14 protein-coding genes and 1 tRNA gene are annotated in these 16,704 nt (G+C 73.0%); 8 read left to right on the top strand and 7 right to left on the bottom strand.

What is annotated here, in order from left to right; genetic code table 11:
* Positions 1-124 precede the first annotated feature (124 nt).
* The 5 genes from ACZ3UD_RS18070 (at position 125) to ACZ3UD_RS18050 (ending at position 6,284) form a co-directional block, all read left to right on the top strand.
* Entirely contained in the window at positions 125-1,033 is a 909-nt protein-coding gene (locus ACZ3UD_RS18070; protein WP_465587969.1) for an NADP-dependent oxidoreductase, read from the top strand.
* Between the two features lie 70 nt (positions 1,034-1,103).
* Positions 1,104-1,177 (top strand) — tRNA-Lys (locus ACZ3UD_RS18065).
* A 147-nt stretch (positions 1,178-1,324) separates the two neighbouring features.
* Positions 1,325-2,311, top strand: coding sequence for a GlxA family transcriptional regulator (locus ACZ3UD_RS18060; protein ID WP_465587967.1), 987 nt, complete (start codon positions 1,325-1,327; stop codon positions 2,309-2,311).
* The gene (locus tag ACZ3UD_RS18055; protein WP_465587964.1) at positions 2,311-2,946 is read left to right on the top strand and encodes a DJ-1/PfpI family protein; all 636 of its coding nucleotides are present in this window, start codon (positions 2,311-2,313) and stop codon (positions 2,944-2,946) included. Before ACZ3UD_RS18060 ends, ACZ3UD_RS18055 begins: the two co-directional genes overlap by 1 nt.
* A 98-nt stretch (positions 2,947-3,044) precedes the next feature.
* Complete coding sequence (locus tag ACZ3UD_RS18050) at positions 3,045-6,284, top strand: S41 family peptidase (protein WP_465587961.1); 3,240 nt, start codon at positions 3,045-3,047, stop codon at positions 6,282-6,284.
* Between the two features lie 44 nt (positions 6,285-6,328).
* On the opposite strand, the gene ACZ3UD_RS18045 is transcribed toward ACZ3UD_RS18050, so the two are convergent.
* A complete protein-coding gene (locus tag ACZ3UD_RS18045; protein ID WP_465587958.1) occupies positions 6,329-6,538 on the bottom strand; it encodes a hypothetical protein in 210 nt (69 codons plus the stop codon).
* Positions 6,539-6,684: 146 nt separating this feature from the next.
* On the opposite strand from ACZ3UD_RS18045, the gene ACZ3UD_RS18040 reads away from it, so the two are divergent.
* Together ACZ3UD_RS18040 and ACZ3UD_RS18035 are read left to right on the top strand one after the other, a co-directional pair.
* Positions 6,685-6,984, top strand: coding sequence for a hypothetical protein (locus ACZ3UD_RS18040; protein ID WP_465587955.1), 300 nt, complete (start codon positions 6,685-6,687; stop codon positions 6,982-6,984).
* Positions 6,924-7,142, top strand: coding sequence for a phosphoribosyl-dephospho-CoA transferase MdcG domain-containing protein (locus ACZ3UD_RS18035; protein ID WP_465587952.1), 219 nt, complete (start codon positions 6,924-6,926; stop codon positions 7,140-7,142). The genes ACZ3UD_RS18040 and ACZ3UD_RS18035 overlap by 61 nt, the downstream gene beginning before the upstream one ends.
* Positions 7,143-7,151: 9 nt before the next feature.
* Here ACZ3UD_RS18035 and ACZ3UD_RS18030 read toward each other — a convergent pair whose 3' ends face one another.
* The 4 genes from ACZ3UD_RS18030 to ACZ3UD_RS18015 all read right to left on the bottom strand — a co-directional run bounded on the left by ACZ3UD_RS18030 (position 7,152) and on the right by ACZ3UD_RS18015 (position 11,757).
* Positions 7,152-9,221 (bottom strand): phosphocholine-specific phospholipase C, encoded by a 2,070-nt coding sequence (locus ACZ3UD_RS18030; RefSeq protein ID WP_465588093.1) that lies wholly within the window; start codon positions 9,219-9,221, stop codon positions 7,152-7,154.
* A 193-nt stretch (positions 9,222-9,414) separates the two neighbouring features.
* Entirely contained in the window at positions 9,415-10,074 is a 660-nt protein-coding gene (locus tag ACZ3UD_RS18025) for a pentapeptide repeat-containing protein (RefSeq protein WP_465587950.1), read from the bottom strand.
* A 119-nt stretch (positions 10,075-10,193) separates the two neighbouring features.
* Positions 10,194-10,817 carry a snapalysin gene (gene snpA / locus ACZ3UD_RS18020; RefSeq protein ID WP_465587947.1) on the bottom strand — a complete coding sequence of 208 codons (624 nt, stop codon included), beginning with the start codon at positions 10,815-10,817 and terminating at the stop codon, positions 10,194-10,196.
* A 313-nt stretch (positions 10,818-11,130) separates the two neighbouring features.
* Positions 11,131-11,757, bottom strand: a complete 627-nt coding sequence (locus tag ACZ3UD_RS18015; protein ID WP_465587945.1) for a snapalysin family zinc-dependent metalloprotease — start codon at positions 11,755-11,757, stop codon at positions 11,131-11,133.
* Positions 11,758-11,982: 225 nt separating this feature from the next.
* Here ACZ3UD_RS18015 and ACZ3UD_RS18010 point away from each other — a divergent pair, with 225 nt between their 5' ends.
* A complete protein-coding gene (locus tag ACZ3UD_RS18010; RefSeq protein ID WP_465587943.1) occupies positions 11,983-12,999 on the top strand; it encodes a LysR family transcriptional regulator in 1,017 nt (338 codons plus the stop codon).
* Here the strand turns inward: ACZ3UD_RS18010 and ACZ3UD_RS18005 are convergent.
* Both ACZ3UD_RS18005 and ACZ3UD_RS18000 read right to left on the bottom strand, forming a co-directional pair.
* Positions 12,996-14,210, bottom strand: coding sequence for a low temperature requirement protein A (locus tag ACZ3UD_RS18005; RefSeq protein WP_465587940.1), 1,215 nt, complete (start codon positions 14,208-14,210; stop codon positions 12,996-12,998). The genes ACZ3UD_RS18010 and ACZ3UD_RS18005 overlap by 4 nt on opposite strands.
* 533 nt (positions 14,211-14,743) lie before the next feature.
* Positions 14,744-16,447 carry an ABC transporter family substrate-binding protein gene (locus ACZ3UD_RS18000; protein ID WP_465587937.1) on the bottom strand — a complete coding sequence of 568 codons (1,704 nt, stop codon included), beginning with the start codon at positions 16,445-16,447 and terminating at the stop codon, positions 14,744-14,746.
* Positions 16,448-16,704 lie beyond the last annotated feature (257 nt).

Below are 16,704 nucleotides of genomic sequence, written 5' to 3'. Positions count from 1 at the left end.
TCAGGATAAATCTGACAATGCACCCATACGTGAAGAAACGCCGAACGGTGGCTTGACCTCAAGCGGACTTCACGTTCGAAGATCGGGGACGTTCGAACAGCGAGCCGGCGAGAGGAGTGTCCCCATGAAGGCGGTCACCGTGGTGCGGTCCGGCGGTCCCGAGGTCCTGCGGGTCACCCGGGTGCCCGACCCGGAGCCCGGACCGGGCGAGGTCCGGGTGCGGGTCTACGCCGCCGGGGTACAGCCGGTGGACCTCGCGATCCGGGAGGGGTGGCGGCCGCCGGGGCTGGCGGTCGAGCCGCCGTTCACGCTCGGCAACGAGTTCGCCGGAGTGGTGGACCGGCTGGGCCCGGGCACCGAGGGGCGGCGGGTCGGCGACGAGGTGCTGGGCTTCCGGGTGCTGGACTGCCAGGCCGAGCTGGTCACGGTGGACGCCGCCCAGCTGGTGGCCAAGCCCGCCGCGATGCCCTGGGAGCAGGCCGGCTCGCTCTCCGCCTCCGGCCAGACCGCGCACATGGCGCTGGCCCAGCTCCGGGTCGGCCCCGGCGACACCCTGCTGGTGCACGGCGCCTCCGGCGGGGTCGGCACCGTCGCCGTCCAGCTCGCCCGGGCCTGGGGCGCCACCGTCATCGGCACCGCGAGCGAGCGCAACCACGAGTACCTGCGCGAGCTGGGCGCGATCCCGGTCGCGTACGGCGAGGGGCTGGCCGAGCGGGTCCGGGCGGCGGCGCCGCAGGGGGTGACCGCGGCCTTCGACGCGGCCGGGCGGGGCGCCCTGGCGGTCTCGGTCGAGCTGGTCGCCGACAAGGACCGGATCGGCACCGTGGTCGACTACCCGGAGGCCGAGCGGCTGGGCGTGCGGGGGCTGCGGGCACCGCGGACGGCCGAGCGGCTGGCCGAGCTGGTGCGGCTGTGGGAGGCGGGCGGGCTGCGGCTGGAGGTCGCCGAGGCGCTGCCGCTGGAGAAGGCCGCGGAGGCCCACCGGCTGGTCGCCACCGGGCACGTCCGGGGCAAGGTGGTGCTGACCGCCTGAGCGGGCGGGGGCCGTCCGGGCCGATTGTGTGTTTCGGCCGCTGACCAGGTAATGTTCTCCACGTCAGCAAGCGCCGCTAGCTCAGTTGGTTAGAGCAGCTGACTCTTAATCAGCGGGTCCGGGGTTCGAGTCCCTGGCGGCGCACAGACAGCCGGAAGGCCCTTCGCGAGAGCGGAGGGCCTTCCGGCGTTTCCGGTTACTCGCCCGCTCGCCTCCGGGGCGGCGCACGGTGGCAGGAAAGGTGGGAAGCAGGTCATTGCTGCCCTCTCGGCCCACTGACAGGCTGGCCCCATGAGAGCGCGCAGCGTGCTCGTCGTCCTCTACGACGGCGTGCAGAGCCTGGACGTCACCGGCCCCGTGGAGGTGTTCGCGGGGGCGGGCGCGGCCGCCGGGCAGCCGGGCGCGTACCGGGTGACCACCGCCTCCCTCGGCGGCGGACCGGTGCGCAGCTGCAGCGGGCTGCGGCTGCTGCCGGACGCCGACCTGGCCGCCGTCGGACCGGTGCACACCCTCGTGGTTCCGGGCGGGGTGGTTCCGGGCGGGGTGGGTCCGGAGGGGCCGGACGGCGCGCTGGTGGCGCGGATCCGGGAGCTGGCCGGTCAGGCCGAGCGGGTGGTGTCGGTGTGCACCGGCGCCTTCCTGCTCGCCGAGGCCGGACTGCTGGCCGGCCGCCGGGCGACCACGCACTGGGCGTACTGCGAGGCACTGGCCCGGCGGTTCCCGGACGTCGAGGTGGATCCGGACCCGATCCACGTCCGGGACGGGCACATCGCCACCTCGGCCGGGGTCACCGCCGGGATCGACCTGGCACTGGCCCTGGTCGAGGAGGACCTCGGCCGGGACGCCGCGCTGCTGATCGCCCGTCACCTGGTGGTCTTCCTGCGCCGGCCGGGCAACCAGGCCCAGTTCAGCACCCAGCTGGCCGCCCAGGTGGCGGCCCGGCAGCCGCTGCGCGAGGTGCAGCGGTGGATCGTCGAACACCCGGAGGCCGACCTCTCGGTCGAGGCGCTGGCCGGCCGTTCGGCGCTGTCGCCACGGCACTTCGCCCGGGCGTTCGCCGCCGAGGTGGGGGTGACCCCGGGCCGGTACGTGGAGGGCGTCCGGCTGGAGGCTGCCCGGCGGCTGCTGGAGGACACCGACGACGGCATCGAGGAGATCGCCCGCTCCTGCGGTTACGGCACCCCGGAGGCGATGCGGCGCGCCTTCGTCCGGACCCTGGCCGCCCCGCCCACGGAATACCGACGCCGCTTCCGACCCAGTCCCGCTGGAGGACACTGATGCGCATCGCCTTCCTGCTCTACGACGACTTCACCGCCCTGGACGCCGTCGGCCCGTACGAGGTGCTGTCCCGCATCCCCGGCGCCGAGGTGGTGTTCACCGCCGCCCGGCCCGGCCCGGTCCGCACCGACATGAGGAGCCTGGCGCTCACCGCGGACGCCGCCCTGGACGAGGTGGACTCCGCCGACGTGCTGCTGGTGCCCGGCGGGCCCGGAACGGAGGCCCAGCTGACCGACCCGGCCGTGGTGGAGTGGGTGCGCGCGATCGACGCCACCACCACCTGGACCACCTCGGTCTGCTCCGGCTCACTGCTGCTGGGCGCCGCCGGACTGCTCCAGGGCCGCCGGGCCACCTCGCACTGGGTCTGCCTGGACCAGCTGCCGCGGTTCGGGGCCGAGCCGACCGGGACCGACCGGATCGTGGTCGACGGCAAGTACGCCACCGCGGCCGGCGTCTCGGCCGGGATCGACCTCGCGCTCACGCTGACCGGACTGATCGCCGGGGACCGGACCGCGGAGGCGATCCAGCTGCTCATCGAGTACGACCCGCAGCCCCCGTACTCGGCGGGCCACGTCGCGACCGCCCCGGCCGGGCTGGCCGACGAGCTGCGGGCGAACCGGCTGCTGCTGCGCTAGCCGCCGCGTCGCGGTGTCGATGCTCCGGCGCGATTCGGGACGCCCCCGGCGGGACCGCCCCGGTTGCCGGGGGTGACACCCGGTCGAAGGATGGAGGGGTGACCCCGCCCGGCTACCTCCGCCACCCCCACCTGTACGGCGACCTGCTCACCTTCACCGCCGAGGACGACGTCTGGATCGCCCCGCTGGACGCCGACGGCGGCGAACCCGGACGGGCCTGGCGGGTCGGCTGCGACCGCACCCGGGTCAGCAACCCCCGCTTCTCCCCCGACGGCACCACCCTCGCCTGGACCAGCTGGCTCAGCCTGACCCCCGAGGTGTGGACCGCCCCGGTCGAGGGCGGCGAGACCCGGCGGCTCAGCTTCTGGGGCAGCCAGGACACCCGGGTGCGCGGCTGGCTGCCGGACGGCGAGGTGCTGGCCGTCACCTCCTTCCACGAGCCCTTCAGCCACTACACCTGGGCGCACGCCCTCCCGCCGGACGGCTCCCCCGGCCACCGGATGCCCTGGGGCCCGGTCGGCGACGCCCAGATGGGCCGCCGACGGACCGTGCTGCTCACCGGCTCCGCCCCGCACGAACCCGCCTCCTGGAAGCGCTACCGGGGCGGCGCGACCGGCCGGCTCTGGGTGGACGGCGAGCTGATCCTGCCCGGGCACACCGGCCACCTCGCCTCCCCGATGACGGTCGGCGAGCCCCCCGACGACCGGATCGCCTTCCTCTCCGACCACGAGGGCATCGGCAACCTCTACTCCTGCCGCCCCGACGGCAGCGACCTGCGCCGGCACACCGACCACGCCTCCTACTACGCCCGCGAGGCCGCCACCGACGGCACCCGGATCGTCTACCAGCACGCCGGCGACCTCTGGCTGCTCGACGGCCTGGACTCCCCCGCCCCGCGCCGGCTGCACGTCCCGCTCGGCGGCGCCCGGGCCGGCCGCCGCCCGTACCAGGTCAGCGCCGCCTCCCAGGTCAAGGACCTCGCCTGCGACCAGACCGGGCGGGCCGGGGTGATCACCGTGCGCGGCAGCCAGTACTGGCTCACCCACAAGGACGGCCCGGCCCGCGCGCTCGCCGACACCCCGGGGGTGCGGACCCGGCTGCCGGTGGTGCTCGGGCACACCGGCGAGGCGGCCTGGATCACCGACGCGCAGGGCGCCGACGCGATCGAGGTGATGCCGCTGCCCGGCCATGAGGGCCCCTCCGGATTCACCAGCGGGGAGAGGCACCGACACCGGGTGCTGGCGGCGGGCCGACTCGGCCGGGTCCTGGAGCTCACCGCCTCCCCCGACGGCGCCCACCTCGCCGCCGCCGCCTCGGACGGGCGGCTGCTGCTGGTCTCGGCCGCCGACGGCGAAGTGCGCGAGCTGGCCGCCTCCGACTACGGGCCGGTCTCCAGCGCCCGGTTCTCCCCCGACTCGCACTGGATCGCCTGGTCCCAGCCGGCTGCCGGGCGCTCGCTGCGCCGGATCCGGCTCACCCGCACCGACGCGCCCGCGCCGGTCGTCGACGTCACCGACGGGCGGTTCGAGGACGAGCATCCGGTGTTCACCCGGGACGGCCGCTACCTGGCCTTCCTCTCCTGGCGCGGCTTCGACCCCGTCCACGACGTGCACACCGGCGACCTCTCCTTCCCGGTCGGCTGCCGCCCGTACCTCGTCCCGCTCGCCGCCGACACGCCCTCCCCGTTCGCCGCGCCCGCCGAGGACGGCGCCCCGCGCGGGGACGGCGGCGGGGACGGCACCGTCCGGGTGGACCCCCAGGACATCGGCGAGCGGCTGCTGCAGTTCCCGGTGATCGCCTCCAAGTACTCGGCCACCGACGCGGTGCGCGGCGGCCTGGTCTGGCTGCGCTGGCCGATCTCCGGCACCCTCGGGCAGACCTTCGCCAGCCCCGAGGACACCTCCGGCCGCCCCTCGCTGGAGCACTACGACCTGGCCCGGGGCAGCCGCAGCACGCTGGTCGACAAGCTGGACGGCTACGCGGTCTCCGGCGACGGCGGGTCGATCGCGGTCTACTCGGCCGGGACGCTGCGGGTGATCCCGGTCGGCGCCCCCTCCGCCGGGACCACCGTCGACCTGCGCCGGATCACCCACACCGTGCACCCGGCCGCCGAGTGGCGCCAGGCGTACCACGAGGCGGCCCGGATCGTCCGGGACCAGTTCTGGGACGAACGGATGTCCGGCCTGGACTGGCCCGCGCTGGTCGCCCAGTACGAACCGCTGCTGGAACGGGTCTGCTCACCCGACGACTTCGCCGACCTGCTGCGCGAACTCCTCGGCGAACTCGGCACCTCCCACGCCTACGTCACCCCCTCCCGGCGCGCCGAAGGCCCCTCGCTCGCCCAGCAGCCGCTCGGCCTGCTCGGCGCCAACGCCCACCGCTCCCCCGACGGCCGCTGGCTGGTCGACCGGGTGCTGCCCGGCGAGTCCTCCGACCCGCGCGCCCGCGCCCCGCTGGCCGCCCAGGGCGTCCGGGACGGCGACGAGCTGCTGGAGGTCGGCGGCCGCCCGGTGGACCCGCTGCGCGGCCCGCTGCCGCAGCTGGCCGGCACCGGCGGCACCACCGTGGAACTCACCCTGCGCAGCGGCCCGGACGGCCCGGTGCGGCGGATCGCAGTCACCCCGCTGACCGACGAACGGGCCATCCGCTACCAGAACTGGGTGGTCAAACGCCGCTCCCTGGTGCGGGAGTTCAGTGACGGACGGTGCGGCTACCTGCACATCCCGGACCTGGGCGGCTCCGGCTGGGCGCAGTTCAACCGGGACCTGCGGCGGGAGCTGGACAAGCCCGCGCTGGTGCTGGACGTCCGCGGCAACGCCGGCGGCAACGTCTCCGAACTGGTGCTGGAGAAGCTCACCCGGCAGGTCCTCGCCTGGGACTTCACCCGGGACCGCCAACCGGTCCGCTGGCCCCGCCACGCCCTGCGCGGCCCGCTGGTGGCACTCGCCGACGAGGCGACCAGCTCGGACGGAGACGTGATCATCGCGGCGATCAAGCTGCTCGGCCTCGGCCCGGTGATCGGCAACCGCACCTGGGGCGGGGTGGTCGGGATGACCGGACGGCACACCCTGGGCGACGGCACCCAGATCTCGGTGCCGAAGAACGCCTCCTGGTTCAACGGCGGGCTCGGCTGGTCGGTGGAGAACCGGGGCGTCGAGCCGGACGTGCACGTGCTGCGCACCCCGCAGGACTGGGCGCGCGGGCGCCACCCGGAGCTGATGACGGCCGTCCAGCTGGCCCTGGAGCTGCTGGAGGACGCCCCGGCCGCGGCGCCCCCACCGGAGTCCACGCCCCGGCCGGACCTGCGGCGGCCGCCGCTGCCGCCGCGGACGGCGTGAGGGGCGGCGTCACCCGGGGCTCATCCCCAGGCGTCACCCGGGGCTCATCCCCAGGGGTCGCCCTCGGCGGTCATGTCGGCGGCAGCGCGCCGGTCGGCCTCCTCCTGGGCGAGCTTCTCCTGCGTCTCCCGGGTGCGCTCGACGTCGTTGCTGAACGCGTCGGCGGCCTCGTCGTGCGCGAGCGCGGCCCGCTGGGCGGCAGCCTGCCCGGTGGCCTCGTGCGCCTTGTGTCGGAACATGTCGAAAATGCCCATGGCTCCTCCTCCGGAGGGAATATCGGAATACCGGGCTGCCCCCACTCTCACACCGGGTCCGCGCGGACGCACCTTGAGCCTTCGGTCCCGGCGGAACGCGCCGAACGGCCGTAGCCGGGGACGTTCAGCGGGCGGAGGGTGGCGGTGTGAGGAACTCGACCGAGGAACTGCACAACGGACCGCGCCGACGGGTCGGTCCGCTGGCCGCGCTGGACGGGCGGCTGCCCGACACCCACGACCTGCTGCTGATGCAGTGCCCCGGCTCGCTGCGCCCGCTGGCGGGCGGCGAGCTGCCGCAGTGGGCGCGGGCGGTGCTGCGCGCGCACCCGTGGGTGACGGTCGGCCGGGCGCCCTCGGTGGTCGGCGCCTCAGCCCGCTGCGGCTGGTGCTGCGCACCCCGCACCCGATCAGCCGGAGGGACGCGCTGCAGCTGCGCCGGGCGCTGAGCAAGCTGCCGGTGCCGGTGCAGGCCGAGCTGGAGACCCGCTACGGCGCGGTGCAGCTGACCGAGTACGCGGCGGGGGTGCGCACCTTCACCCTGCTGACGCCGTACGGACCCCGGGAGGTCCACGACCCGTGGTTCCCCCGGGGACCGTACGTCTGAGCTGTCAGATCAGCCGCTGACGCTGGGCGTGCCCGTCTCCAGGTGGCCGGTGAACCGCTGCGACCAGCTGGTGTCGGCGTCCACCGTGACGGTGAAGTCGTACCAACCGTTGTTGTACGCCACCGCGTTGAAGAAGTCGCTGACGTTGCCGCCGGCCGGCACCTGGTACGTCCAGGGGCCGTCCGTCCGGTAGTTGTTGGACGTGATGGTGAAGGTCATCGGCGCGCTGCCGGAGTTGGCCAGCTTGAAGTAGACCGCCAGCTTGCCGGTGCCCGGCTCGACCGCGTACGAGGCGGTGACGGCGGCGTTCTTGCCCGGCTGGGTGAGGTCGCCGGTGAAGCGGCGCAGGAACCGGTTCGGACCGACCACGGTCAGGTCGTACTTGCCGTTGCCGAAGCCGTTGGTGCCGCAGTTGAAGAAGTCGGTGACCGGGCTGCCGGAACCGACGGTGTACTGCCAGGGACCGCCGCTGCGGTAGGCGTTGGCGTAGGCGGCGAAATGCGCGGCGCGGGCGGCTCCGTCGTTGGACATCTTCAGCCAGACGTGCATGACGCCGCTGGTGTTGGTGTCCCAGTGGTCCAGGTTGGCGTTGGGCTGGTACGGCAGGGCGCGGGCCGGGCGGGTGCCGGGCTCCTGCGCGGGCAGCGCGTTGTCGGCGGGCGAGGGGTTGGGCAGCGGGCCGCAGGTGGACAGGCCGATGGTCTGCGAGGTGTCGGGCAGCGTGGGCATGCCGTACACCGGGTTGGCGAAGTCGAAGATCGAGGTGAGGTCGCCGCAGACCTGGCGGCGCCAGGCGCTGATGTTGGGGCTGGTGGCGGGCTTGCCGATGGCGGCGGTCCACACCTCCAGGAAGCGCAGCACCGAGGTGTGGTCGAAGGTCTCGGAGTTGACCCAGCCGCCGCGGCTCCACGGAGAGACGGCGATCAGCGGGACGCGGAAGCCGAGGCCGATGTTGGTGGAGTTGTAGAACTCCCCTGCGGTGCCCGCGGGCGCCGCCGGCGGCGGGACGTGGTCGAAGAAACCGTCGTTCTCGTCGTAGTTGATCAGCAGAACGGTGGAGTTGAACACGTTGGCGTCCGCGTTCAGGGCGTCCATCACCATGTGGACGAAGTGCGCGCCGTCCTCGGGGGTGGCGTAGGGGTGCTCGGAGGACTGCTGGTCGGCGACGATCCAGGAGACCTGCGGCAGGGTGCCGTTCAGCACGTCGGCCCTGATCGCGGCGGCGATGTCGTCCGGGGTCCGGCCGGTGACCTTGGGCACCGAGCCCATGCCCTTGACGGCGAGCGGGCTGCCTGCCGGGGCGCCGGTGAACTGGCTGAAGTAGGCGAGGGCGTTGTCGCCGAAGTTGTCGCTGGCGTTCTGGTAGACCTTCCAGCTGACGCCGGCGTTCTCCAGCGCCTCGGCGTAGGTCTGCCAGCGCAGGTTGGACTCGGAGCCGCCGTCGTAGGCGGGGCCGCCCGCGGTGCCGGCGGGGTCGATCATCCCGCTCCAGTGGTAGGTGCGGTTGGGGCCGGTCGCGCTCAGCACCGAGCAGTGGTAGGCGTCGCAGATGGTCCAGTTGTCGGCCAGCGCGTAGTGGAACGGGATGTCGGCGCGCTGCAGGTAGCCGAGGGTTCGGACGGTGCCCTTGGCGGACACCCAGGAGTCCATCTTGCCGCCGTTCCAGGCCTTGTGCTGGTCGGACCAGGCGTGCGAGAGGTCACCGTTGCACTGCGCCGTGGTCTCCGGGGAGCCGCTGTTGCCCGAGGGGTTGAAGGCCCACGGGTACTGGCGGGCGAACAGGCCGTTCGGCTGGTTGAAGACGCTGTAGCCGCCGGAGAGCTGGATGGTGGCCTTGTCGGCGAAGCCGCGGACGCCCTTGAGGGTGCCGAAGTAGTGGTCGAAGCTCCGGTTCTCCTGCATCAGGATCACCACGTGCTGCACGTCGGCGATGGTGCCTGTCGTGGTGAGCGCGGTGGTGGAGGCGGTCGCGGCGGCGGCGCTCGGGGCGGCCCCCGCGGCGCCGGTGCCGACCGCCGTGAACCCGGCCGCGGCCGCTCCGGACAGCGTCACGAACTTCCTACGACTCAACTCGGCCATCAGCCCGGTCCGTCCCTTCACTGGCGATGTTGTGTGCACAACTCGCGGCCCATCGATCGCGGAGCAGTCTCCACCGCGGCCGGAGCGGCCCACCAGATGCGTGCGCCAGGTTTGTCGGACTGTTCGTCCGGGTGTCACCGAGCGACGCCGGGCTGAACGCCCGGCTGATCCGTCGAGGAGGAACTGGGCTCGGTCAGCGATCCTTGACCTCGATGCCCAGTGCGTGGGCGAACTGCGGTGCCAGCTCCAGCAGTTGGGCCGAGCTGATGACCGCCCCGCGCAGTCCTTGGTGGCCGTCCGCCAGCCCGAGTCGGGCGGCCCCGCGCAGGTCGGTCTTGCTCAGCGCGGCCCCGCGCAGCCGGACCTCCTCCAGCGTCGAGCCGGGGAAGGACACCCCGGTCAGCTTGGACTCGCCGAAGTCCACGTCGCGCAGCAGACAGTCCTCGAACACCACGTCCCGCAGCACGGCGGCCCGCAGGTTGACCGCCTCCAGCTTGCATCCGCGGAACACCACCCGGCGCAGCGCCGCACCGTACCCGGCGATCCCGGCCAGCACGCCGCCGACGAAGGCGCTGTCCTGCCACTCGGTGTCGCTCAGGTCGCAGGCCACCCAGCGACCGGCCTGCACCCAGACCTCGTTGAACCGGGCCTGGCGCAGCTTGACCCCGCTGAGCGAGACCCCGGTGAAGGCGCACTCCAGGAAGGCCGCCCCGGCGCCCGACTCGTCGGTGCGCTCACCGCCGTCGAAGTGCGTGGTGTCGTACCGAGCGTCGCTGCGCAGCGGCCCGGTGTGCGGGCGCAGCAGCTCAGCGTACGGGAGGTCGGCGAGGCGGTCGGGGACGGAACGGGGCATGGCGGCGGCACCTTGCGATCGGGGGCGAACGGGTCTCGTCCGCATGCTCGCACGCGGCGCCGACAAGGCCCCGGACCGACCGCAGCGGCGTGCGGCCGGTCCGAGGGGTGCTCAGCGGATCAGCCACGCGCCCAGAGCGAGTTGACCCGGCTGCGCTCGGTGCCGTTCGGGTACGGGTTGGTGCAGGACGGACCAGGGCCGCCGCCCGACATCAGCTCGCTGCACGGGCCGGAGTAGTGGTCCGGCAGGCCGAGCACGTGCCCGGTCTCGTGAGCCGTCACCCGGACCGGGTTGTACTGCCGGTTCTGCGCGTAGTCCAGGAAGATGTAGCCGCGCCCGTGCCCGTCGGTGCTGGCGTAGGAGCCCCGGCTGTCGTTGCCTTCGTAGTAACGGAAGTCGGCGGCCGATCCTGACCGCAACTGCACGTTGCTGACTGAACTGTTCCAGATCTGCGCGGCGTTGGCGATCTGGGTGCGGAAGGACGGGGCCGAGCTGGCGTCGTAGGTGACCACGACGGTGGCCAGGCCCGGGTTGGCCGCCTGCTTGGCCTTGGCGGAGGCCATCACGGCCTGGAAGAACGCCTGGTTGTCCGCGGCCTCGGCGGTCGAACCGGCGTACGTCGAGGCGGTGTAGCCCTGTACCGCCGGGGCGGCCGGGGCGGCGGCGGCCGCGGTCGCGGGCAGCACGGCGAGGCCTGCCGCGAGGGCCAGGCCGAGGGTGGCGGACAGCAGTGATCGCTTCACGTGGGGGCTCCGATTCCTGCGGTGCCGTGGCCGGTTGGGGGCCGGCCCTGGGGGACACCTGGTGAACGGGTGATGTCCCCAGAGCTTCGGGCAGCCCGGCAGGCGGGCGGATGATGTCAACCCGCGATAGCCCGGCCCAATACCCCGGCCGCCCCATGGATTTGAGTCGACTTTTCCTCTTCTTGACTTACCCATGCCCCTGGCATTCCGTTCCTCCGACGGCTAGGCTCCGAGGCGGGGAAGTACCCACTGCGGCGGGCCGCCCGTTTCCGGCCGGGCGGCCCGCCGCGCCATGATTCGCTTGGCAGTACGGTCAGTTCGCGGGCGCCACGCCGTTCGCCCAGAGCGCGTCGACCTGGGCGCTCTCGTTGGCGTCGGGGTGCGCGTTGGTGCAGGACGGGCCGGGGCCATGGCCCGACATCAGCTCACTGCACGGGCCGGAGTAGTCGTCGGGCAGGCCGAGCACGTGCCCGGTCTCGTGGGCGACGATCCGGAGCGAGTAGTACTCCTGGGCCTGCTGGTGGTCAATGAAGATGTAGCCGTGCCCGTGCCCGTCGGTGCTGGCGTACGAGCCACTGCCGTCGCCCTCGGTGTACGAGAAGTCGCCGGTGCCGCTGGTCTCCTGGAGCTGGACGTTGTGCACCGAGCTGTTCCAGATCTGCGCGGCGTTGGCGATGTCGCCGGTGAAGGAGGGCGCATCGGTGGTGTCGTAGGTGATGGTGACGGTCTGCAGCCACGGGTCGGCGGCCCGCCTGGCCTCGGCGGAGGCCATCACGGCCTGGAAGAACGCCTGGTTGTTCGCGGTTTCCTCGGCCGAACCGGCGTACGTCGAGGCGGTGTTGCCATGACCCGCCGGCGCGGCGACGGCAGTGGCAGGCAGGGTCGCGAGGCCGGCGGCGAGGGCCAGGCCGAGGGTTGCGGACAGCGCGGATCGCTTCATGCGGGGGCTCCGAGTTCGCGGTACGCCGGCTCGCCGGACCGGTGGGGGCCGGGCCCGACGGCGGCGGCGCACGGTGGGGGCCGCCCCGGCCGGACCGGGGCGGTGCGGTGCCCCGAGCTTCGACCCGCCCGGGCCGGTCGCGGATGATGTCAACCGGCGATAGCCCGGCCGCATGCCGGCGGGGGTCCGCCGTGCGGTCCGTCGACCTGCCCTTGATTTCCTGTCATGTCCTTGGCGAGGCGGCGCGACGACGTCTATGCTCCCGTCGTGGAGCTCGACGTGAGACACCTCCGGGTGCTGTGCGCGATCGCCGACACCGGCAGCCTCCGCAAGGCCGCGCTCCAACTCGGCATGACCCAGCCCTCCCTCACCACCCAGCTGCACCGCATCGAACGGGCCATCGGCGGAACCCTGTTCACCCGCGAGCAGACCGGCAGCCGGCCCACCGCGCTCGGCCACTCGGTGCTGTCCCGGGCCCGGCCGGTGATCAGCGAGATGGCCGCGCTGGTGGCCACCGCCCGGCAGGAGGCCCGGGACGCCGCCGGGCCCGGCCGACAGCGGCGACTGCGCATCGGCAGCGTCGGCAGCCGGGCGGTCGCGGCCTGGCTGCGCCGGGTGCACGAGCGGCTGCCGGAGACCGACACCACCATCCACGTCGACATCTCCGCCAGCGCGCTGCTGCGGATGGTCGCCGCCGACCAGCTGGACGTGGCCTTCGTCCACGAGAGCGAGGGCTTCCCGCTGCGGGTTCCACCGGACGCCGAGCACCGGGTGCTAATGGCCCGGGAGCCGCAGTTCGTCGCCCTCGCCGCCGGCCACCCGGCCGCCGCCCGTCCGGTCGTCCACCTGGCCGACCTCGCCGAGGACACCTGGATGGTGGACCCGACCGCCGACCACGAGTACGCGGCGATGCGCCGGGTGTTCAGCGAGGCCGGGCTCAACCCGCGGGTGGTGCAGGTGCGGGACAACGCCACCGCCGCCGAGCTGGTCGCCTCCGGCGAGGGGGTCCGCCCCTGCCAGCCGACCTCGCTGCCCGGGCCCGGCACCGTGGTCCGCCCGGTGCACGGGGACCCGCTGGCCGTCCGGCTGCTGTTCACCTGGCGCCCGCGCGCGCTCAGCCCGCCCGCCCTGGACGCGCTGTACGGCGAACTGCGCGCCGCCTACCTGGATCTGGCCAAGGTCAACCCGGCCTACCTGTCCTGGTTGGCGCGACACGAACCGGTGCTGTTGGGGCGCCTCTAGAGCCCCGCCGAGGCCCGGCTCTCCCGGCTGTGGATCAGCACGCCCACCGCGACCATCAGCACGCAGACCAGGCCCGCCGCCAGCACCCCGGAGTCGCCGAACGCGGTGCAGGCCAGCACCAGCACCGCCCCGGCCGGCGCCACCGTCTGCGCGACCAGACCGCGCTTGGTGTGCCGGGAGTGCAGGTACCAGACCGTGACCAGGTAGACCGCGGTGGGCACGGTGACCGTCGCGGTGGCGGCCGTGTCGGAGATCTCCGCCTTGTGCACGGCCGATTCCACCGCCACCTCCAGCCCGGTGCCGATCGCCGCCGCCGAGCCGAACACCAGGTAGTGCCCGTATCCCCAGGCGAAGGCCTGCCGGTTGGAGCGCAGGTGCTCGTGGACGGGCCGGGCGAAGTAGATCCACCAGGCGGCGAAGCAGATCAGCAGGCCGCCGACCGCCACCGGCACCAGCCGGCTCAGCTCCTCGTGCTCGTCCACCGCCGACTGCACCGCCACCGTCGCCGCGGCCACCGTCTCGCCGAGCACGATCAGGGTGAACAGCCCGTACCGCTCGGCGATGTGGTGCGGGTGCCAGGCCGTCTGCATCCGCAGCTCGGCGACCACCGGCACGGCCAGCTCGCACAGCACGCCGAGCGGGATGACCACCGGTCGGACGGCGTCCGGCAGCAACAGCACCACCACCCAGCCGACCTGGCAGAGCGCGATCCCCAGCGCGTACCGCTGCGCGACCCGCCGCGCCAGGCCCTGCTCGCTGCCGGCCGCCCGCAGCCACTGGGTGACCATCGCCAGCCGCATCACCACGTACCCGGCGATCGCCAGCGTCAGGTCCTGGGTGGCGAACAGCCGCGGCACCCCGGCGGCCAGGATCAGCACCCCGGCGATCTGCACCAGCGTGGTGATCCGGTACGGCACGTCGTCGCAGTCGTACGCGGAGGCGAACCAGGTGAAGTTCATCCAGGCCCACCAGATGGCGAAGAAAGCGATCGCGTAGCCGCGAAGGCCCTCGCCGTAGTGCCCGGCCGCCAGGCAGTGGGCGAGCTCGCGCCCGGCCTGGCCGACCGCGACCACGAAGCAGAGGTCGAAGAAGAGTTCCAACGGGGTGGCGACCCGGTGCGGCTCGTCGCGGTCGCGCGGGACCATCCGGCGCACCGGCGGCGGGTCGACGTGGTGCGGGCGGGGTGCCGCGGCGGCGGGATCACTGGCCATCGGTGCTGCTCCGGGGATCGGTACAGGGACGGGAGCGGACCGGGAGGGCCCGTCGTCCCCGCGCATCCTGGCAGCGGCCCGGGTCCGGCGCACGCACCGGCGCGGTGCGCACGCCGGTATGCGCGCCGGTATGCGCGCCGGGTCGTACATCGGTACGTGCGCCGTACGGCAACCCCGTTCGAACCCGGGCGCGATGCCCTCATATGCCCCTTTTCTCCTTGCCGTCAGCCGTAGTTGACGCTTCGGTGCGCGAACCGGGTGACAGCGCGACGGGTTTCCGGGCGCGCCCCGCGCGCTGTACCGCGACCGGCCCCGGCGCCCGGCTAGATTCGTCCCCGGTTGGAAGCGAGCGCGGGCCTTGCGGGGCCCCACGACACGGGCGGCCTGCGGGCAACGCGGAAGGTCAAGGCCGGTGGCAGGACAGCGGGGGCGGCAGCGCCGACCTACCCGTGTCCGCACCACCGGCCTCGTGATCACCGCGCTGCTCGCCAGCGCCTGCCGTGCGGTCGCCCTCGCCGCCTCGGCGGCCCCGGCTACTTCTCCCAGCCGACCTTGCTGTAGTCCTCACTGCCGAGGCCGAAGGCGCCGTAGTTGGCGAGTCCCTTGCGCACCGCCGCCACGACCGGCCGCTGGTAGAGCTCGACGGTGTGGCCGAGCTCCCAGATCTTCGCGTCCGCCTGGTTGTAGAGCTTCGCGGCCTCCACCGGGTCGACCGTTCCGGCCGCCTTCTTCAGCAGGTCGTCGATCTCCTGGCTGCCCAGGCGCGACGGGTTCTGGAAGGAGTTGTCGCCCACCGGCAGGCGGAAGTTGGCCAGGCTCTTGGAGTTCGGGAAGGAGTCGGTGTTGCGCCAGCTCGCGAGGTCGAACTTGCCCGGGGTCACGTACTTGGCGAAGAAGTCGTTGGCGGGCACCTTGTCCAGGTCGACCTTGACCCCGGCCGCCTGCCACATCGCCGCCGCCGCGGTGGCGAGGTCGAGCTGCGCCTGCGGGGTGCCGTCGCTGAGCACCCAGTGGAGCTCCAGCGACTGGCCGTCCTTGGTACGCGGCCCGCTGCCGGACTCCCGCCAACCCGCCTCGTCCAGCAGCTTCTTGGCGGCGGCGAGGTCGAACTTGGCCCAGTCCCCCGAGTTGTCCTGGTAGCCGGCCTGGTTGGGCATGATGATGTGGTTGCCGAGCGGCTTGAACTCCACCGGCACCCCGTTGTTGGCGATCTTGATCAGCGCCGAGCGGTCGAGCGCCTTGCCGAGCGCCTGGCGGACCTTCTGATCCGCCAGCGCGCCGTTGCCGCCGAAGGAGATGTGCACCTCGTCCCACGGGCTGGCGGCCCGGATCACGGTGTCCTTGGCGTTCTTGAGCTGCCCGTACGCGGTGGCGGTGCCGGCCGAGGCGAGGTCGATCTCGTTGTTGAGGTAGGCCTGGATGCTCGCCGACTTGTCCATCACCCGGAAGGTGATCTTGTCGAGTTTGGCCTTGGTCCCCCACCAGGCGGGGTCCGGCACCAGGCTGAGGGTCTGGGCGGTCTTGTCCGCCACGCCGACCTTGAACGGGCCGGCGGTGATCGGGATCTTCTCCAGCCAGCCCTTGTTGAAGTCGTCCGGCGTGGATATGCCCGCCGCCGGGATCAGCGGGCGGAACAGGTTCTGCCAGTCCGCGTACGGCTGCGCGAAGGTGACCTTCACCTCGGTCGGGTCGGCGCCCTGCTCGACCGCGGAGATCAGCTCGTAGCCGGAGGGGTCGTTGATGTTGTACGCCGGGTCCTTGCCGTTGCTGGTCTGCCAGTCCGCCTTGAAGTCCAGGTAGCTGAGCGGCTTGCCGTCCGACCACTTGGCCTTGGGGTTCAGCTTGTACGTGATCACCTGCGGAGAGGTCGAGGTGACCTTGGCCTCCACCAGGTAGTCCGGGTTCGGCTGGAAGGTGCCGGAGGCGTCGGTGCCGAACAGCGACGGCTCCACGGCTCGGATCAGGTCCACCGTGTCGGTGTAGGTGCCGCCGTCCACCTGGAGCGGATTCCACTGGGTGATCCACTGGTCCAGCGCGAAGCGCACCTCGCCGCCGTCCTTGACCTGGTCCAGCGGCTTGGCGTTGATGTCCTGGGAGTCCTGTCTCGGCGGCTCGCTCTTGGCCACGTTGTCGGCCGAGCCGCTCCCGCCCGAGGTGCACGCGGTGACGGCGAGCGCGACGGCGACGGCGAGAACGGCCGCCCGGCCGAGGCGGCGGGTCGGGGTGGAAGCGTCCATGAGGGTCCCCCTGGGATTCGTGGCAGGAGTCGGTTCGTGGCAGGAGTAGGGCCGCACGAGGCATGACCGGGCTTGAGCGTGGGCACTCAATCCGGCATCGAGCCAGAGGAACGTAACAGCGGATCAGATCCGCCACCAGGGGGAGGAGCGCACACCTGATCCAAAAGTCACGGGGGGCAATCCCGCCGCAACACCCCCGCCGTCCCCGGGTGCTTCACTCTGACCTGCGCTTTCTCCAACTTCCCTGCCGAACCCGC

The organism is Kitasatospora sp. NPDC023118 (assembly GCF_055560875.1).
The sequence above is the reverse complement of the archived record's forward strand: the minus strand, read 5'-3'. Positions and strand labels throughout refer to the sequence as shown.